Here is a 4136-nt window from a genome sequence, read left to right on the forward strand (position 1 = left end):
TCCGGAATCGCACACTTGCACAACATCCTCCTCGCTGGCTGACCGCAACACCCAGCAACACCAACAACAGCATCAGTTACGAGACATCACTTAGGTGCGGAATTCCGAGTCCAGTGAATGGCTGCACCGGCCATGGGCGACTCGATGCGCTTCCTTCGCGCCGAAGGCGTTCTCAATGGAGATCACGCGGGCCAATCAGGTGGACCCTGGTCGCGCGCCGAACGGCCCCGCCCGCATAATGAAATCGACTTATTTCGGCGCCGCGTGTCCAAAACGTCGGTGGAGCTAAAGGGGACTCGAACCCCTGACCCCCTCAGTGCCAGTGAGGTCCAGTCCATGGCCTTGACCCGCGGTAATAGAGAATATACAGGTCAGCTGGTGCGGTTGGTGGCAGTTGGGTGCGATTAGAAGCGGTTGACCATCGTTGAAATCATGGTCGTGCTCCAGATTTGCTCCACGAAATTGGTGGGAAGGCATTCTCAAATTGGTCCGGTTTGTCAGATTTGCCGCCCAGTTTGCTTCGGTGGGGCTTGAGTGGTGTGCTCACGATTTGTCGAATGCGCTGCTTGGCCTGTACCTCGAGTTCTGCTGTTTCGCAGAGTGATCTTGGGTTGGTCGGGGCTCAGCAGTTGGCTGACTGTGCTCTTGGCGTGCCGCCGATCGGCGCGGTCGATCCGTACGCGCGAGCAGCCCTCGGCTGCAGTCATAGGTTCTGATCAGGTCCACGACGTCGTTGCGCGGCGTTCCTCCGGCTTCCGAACGTTCCAGGACTCGACTGGGTGGCTCGTTTGCGAGCACTTAGATCTCGCGTCTGCCCCCAGTGCGATCTCAGTGGGTCGCACCTCGCTACACCGACGATGATCTCGGCGGCGGCTTGCTGGACCGCAGGCTCAGGGAGTCGTCGCGGCGCTCGTGCAGTGCTCGGGTGCGATCGTTGTGCCAGTCAATGCCTGCGTGGATCTGTTCGACGGCCAACCCGGTCATCTCGACGAGGGCGTCGTCGTCGATGCGGCGGGTGGTGTTCGCGAGCACCGCGCGCTGCACCTTGCCGGCCCATAGCTCGGCGTCGACGAAGGGGCGCTTGCGGTACTGCTTGACCAACTGCTGCAGGTGCTCGTCGGTGCAGCCGCTGACCATTCGCACGCCGTCGAAGTTGGCGTCATGGGCGTGGATGGCCGAGGAGTCGGGCACGAGCGCGTGCAGCGCGGTGTCGGCCGCCACGATCTTGCATTGTGAATCCCGCTGACCAGCGGCGCAGCCGCAAAGACGCCGCACAGCCCTCCGTTGCCACCGCGGATGGGCGGTCTCGCCGGCATCGCGCGGACGTGCGACGTGGAACTCCTAGCTCGCAGCTCTGCAGCGCCTTACGCAGCTGCTCGTTCTCCACTGCGAGGATGTCCTCGGCACACCTACCCGCGCAGTCGCGACCCCGCAACATCCCCGGCTGATCTGCGGTGCGGCCAGGTGCGCGCGAAAATGCGGGGCATGCAGGCACCTGACCCGATCACGCCGTCCGAGCTGGCCAGTGCGGCGGTCCCGACCGCGAACGTGCAGGTTCAACCGGCCGGCGGCGCGGTGGTGCTCACCGCTCGCGGTGAGCTCGACGCGACCACTCCCTCCAGCTGCGGCAGGGCCTCCTCGATGCCCTCGCCCAAGCCCCGGACCGGCTGGTGCTGGATCTGACCGGGCCAACATTTTTCTCGTCGGCCGCGTTCGGCTACCTGGTCGACGCCCGCGCCCGCGCCGGTTAGCACACCGTCTTGAAGCTGGTTGCGGCGCATGAGGTCCGCCGCAACCTGGCCCTGGTCGGCCTCGAACCCCTGTTCAGCGTCTTCGACGCTCTCGCCGCCGCCTAGGCCGCCGCCGGTTGATGCCCCGACAGCGCGCCGGCCGCCGGCCGTATATCCCGCGTGCTCCTCGCCGGGGTGAATACATCGGCACTGCGCGTGGCGGCGGTGGCGAGGAGGATGGCGTGGATGCAGCCTTCCGACCACGCAGACCTCGTCAGCGCGGTACCTGCGGCTGAGGTCGCACTCCGGCATACCGGGGAGAACGTGGTCATCGTCGCCGGCGGGGAGTTCGACGCGCTCACCAGCCCGACGCTGCAGGAGACCGTGCACCGAGCCCTCGCCGAGAAGCCGACCGTGCTGGTGCTGGACCTGACCGGGGCCGTGTTCTTCTCATCGGTCGCCATCGGCGTCCTGGTCGACGCCGTGCTCACCGCCGGCGAGCACACCGCCGTCCGGCTGGTCGTGGCCCGCCCGATCCGGCGCACCCTGCAGATGCTGGGCATGGACCACTACTTCGACTACTACGACACCACCCAGGACGCCCTCACCATCCGCCCGCCCTGAGCACCCGAGCCGTCGTGTCGGGTATATGCGCGCCACAACGGGGTAAACCGGCATTGTCCCCAACCGTGCACGGCCGCTGAGCGGCGGAGAACCAGGAGCACCCCGCACGATGTGCTCGGCGAGCAACCCCGACGACGACCCTCCGCCTGCGCTGCACCTGCGCCGGTCCGCGCGCCTGAATGATGCCTCCGCGCTGCGCTACGTCCTCACCGATTGGGCTCGCGGCCGTGGCCTGTCGGCTGAGCTGATCGGCGACCTCGAGCTCGCCGTCTACGAAGCTGTCGTCAACGCCGCCGAACACGCCTACCCCGACAGCGCGGACGGCGCGCTCGACCTGCACGCCTACCACGACGAGCAAACGGTGCAGGTCACCGTCACCGACCACGGCCGCTGGCGGCTCCAGCCGCACCGGACCCGCGCCGCGGCCGCGGACTGCCGCTGATCCGTCTGTTGTCTGACCACGCCGAGGTCACGCCTACCGGCCAGGGCACCGTGATCACCATGGCCTGGGAGCTTGCCCGCGACCGCCCCGGCAGCTGAGCCCTCCTTTGCCGCCGGCCCGGCCGGATCGCGCTCGGCTGGGGGCCGTGTTCAGATCACATATGACGGCTTCGCCATGTTCCTGCGCTGAGTGGTCGTTGGCGTGCGACGGCGGCGGTCGCCGCTGGTTGTGGCTGCTCGCACCGAGTTCGCCCGGTGGTTCCCGTTGGCGCGCGGGGGTGGTGCGGCGGGCCAGCCAGCGGCGGCGTATCGCCGCGATAGCGAACGGGGTTGGTCCATCCGGGCGTCCCGCTGCAAAGCCTGCATCCTCGTCTTCAAATGTGATTACGGTTGCCGAGCGTGGGGCCGACGGTGCTGGTTTTCTGGTATGGGGGTCTGCTGGGGCTCGGGCTGGCCGTGTTGCGGATGGCCGCCAACTGGATCGGCTGGTGTCAGATACAGCCGCGGTCCAGACGCTCGTTGTGGTGGCTGCCTCGACTGATGTTGTTCTTGGCTTTCGTCGAGAAGGCTTACCTGGACCAGCCTCTAAATCAGCTCGCGCACCACCAGTTGCCGCCGCTGCCGTGGTCCGGTGTTGTAGGTCATCTCCTCCAGTACGGCATCGATGCGATCGTGCTGACCTTCTCTGTTGAGGTGGTTACCTCGGCCGGTCTCTACCTGAAGTTTCGCTCGTACAGGCGATCGCTCAGCACCACGACCATCCTGGTGTTGCAGCTAATTCGAGTGGTGGTCACCGCAGGTGCAGCCGCTGCTCACGATGTCCTGTCTGCGGACGACTTTCTCGTCTCGCTGGCCTTGGTCGTGCTCAGCGCTTGGGCGCTCGGCCTGGGCGCACTTCATGAAATCAGGGACATCTTGGACGGGGAGGACTTCGAGCGCCAGCCGTCCGAACGTCGTTACGGCAGCAGGCGCCGGTCGCTCGTCTCATGGCTGCTCCTCAGTCAAGTCGCCGGTGTGTTCGGAACGCTTGCGCTGTTGACTGACAGCGTCTTGAAGTACCTCAGCAGTGGTGCGGTAGTCCTCCTCTACGCAGTCGTCGCGGCTGTGTCCGACGTCGTCGGCGACAGGGTCAACAACCGTGCCGACAAGGCGTTCGACAGCTGGTGGCGTTAAGAGCGTGTCTCGTTTGGATCTTGCGAGGTGAGTGTCATGATCTTGCGTTGTGATCGACTCACTGTCGCAACGGCTGGTGCCCGACGAGTTGTGGGCGTTGGTGGAGCCCTTGATTCCGCCGGCGAAGCAGCGCCCGCAGGGTGGTGGGCGTTCCCGTACGGATCCGCG

General features: G+C 65.9%; 4 protein-coding genes, 1 tRNA gene and 2 pseudogenes. 5 read left to right on the top strand and 2 right to left on the bottom strand.

Annotated features, from left to right (window positions below; translation table 11 throughout):
• Positions 1-280: 280 nt before the first annotated feature.
• Together ACIA77_RS52275 and ACIA77_RS52280 are read right to left on the bottom strand one after the other, a co-directional pair.
• Positions 281-349 (bottom strand) — tRNA-Ala (locus tag ACIA77_RS52275).
• Between the two features lie 497 nt (positions 350-846).
• The gene (locus ACIA77_RS52280) at positions 847-1221 is read right to left on the bottom strand and encodes a hypothetical protein (protein ID WP_395893724.1); all 375 of its coding nucleotides are present in this window, start codon (positions 1219-1221) and stop codon (positions 847-849) included.
• 264 nt (positions 1222-1485) lie between these two features.
• Between ACIA77_RS52280 and ACIA77_RS52285 the strand changes: the two genes are divergently transcribed.
• From ACIA77_RS52285 to ACIA77_RS52305, 5 genes and pseudogenes are all read left to right on the top strand, one after another.
• A complete protein-coding gene (locus tag ACIA77_RS52285; RefSeq protein WP_395893725.1) occupies positions 1486-1683 on the top strand; it encodes a hypothetical protein in 198 nt (65 codons plus the stop codon).
• Between the two features lie 293 nt (positions 1684-1976).
• Positions 1977-2354 (top strand): STAS domain-containing protein, encoded by a 378-nt coding sequence (locus ACIA77_RS52290; RefSeq protein ID WP_395893726.1) that lies wholly within the window; start codon positions 1977-1979, stop codon positions 2352-2354.
• Between the two features lie 109 nt (positions 2355-2463).
• A pseudogene (locus ACIA77_RS52295) lies at positions 2464-2894 on the top strand (ATP-binding protein).
• A gap of 300 nt (positions 2895-3194) precedes the next feature.
• Entirely contained in the window at positions 3195-3968 is a 774-nt protein-coding gene (locus ACIA77_RS52300) for a hypothetical protein (RefSeq protein ID WP_395893727.1), read from the top strand.
• Positions 3969-4017: 49 nt separating this feature from the next.
• Positions 4018-4136, top strand: a pseudogene (locus ACIA77_RS52305) (IS5/IS1182 family transposase); the annotation flags it as partial.

It is taken from the genome of Amycolatopsis sp. NPDC051903 (assembly GCF_044452505.1).
Lineage (GTDB): Bacteria > Actinomycetota > Actinomycetes > Mycobacteriales > Pseudonocardiaceae > Amycolatopsis.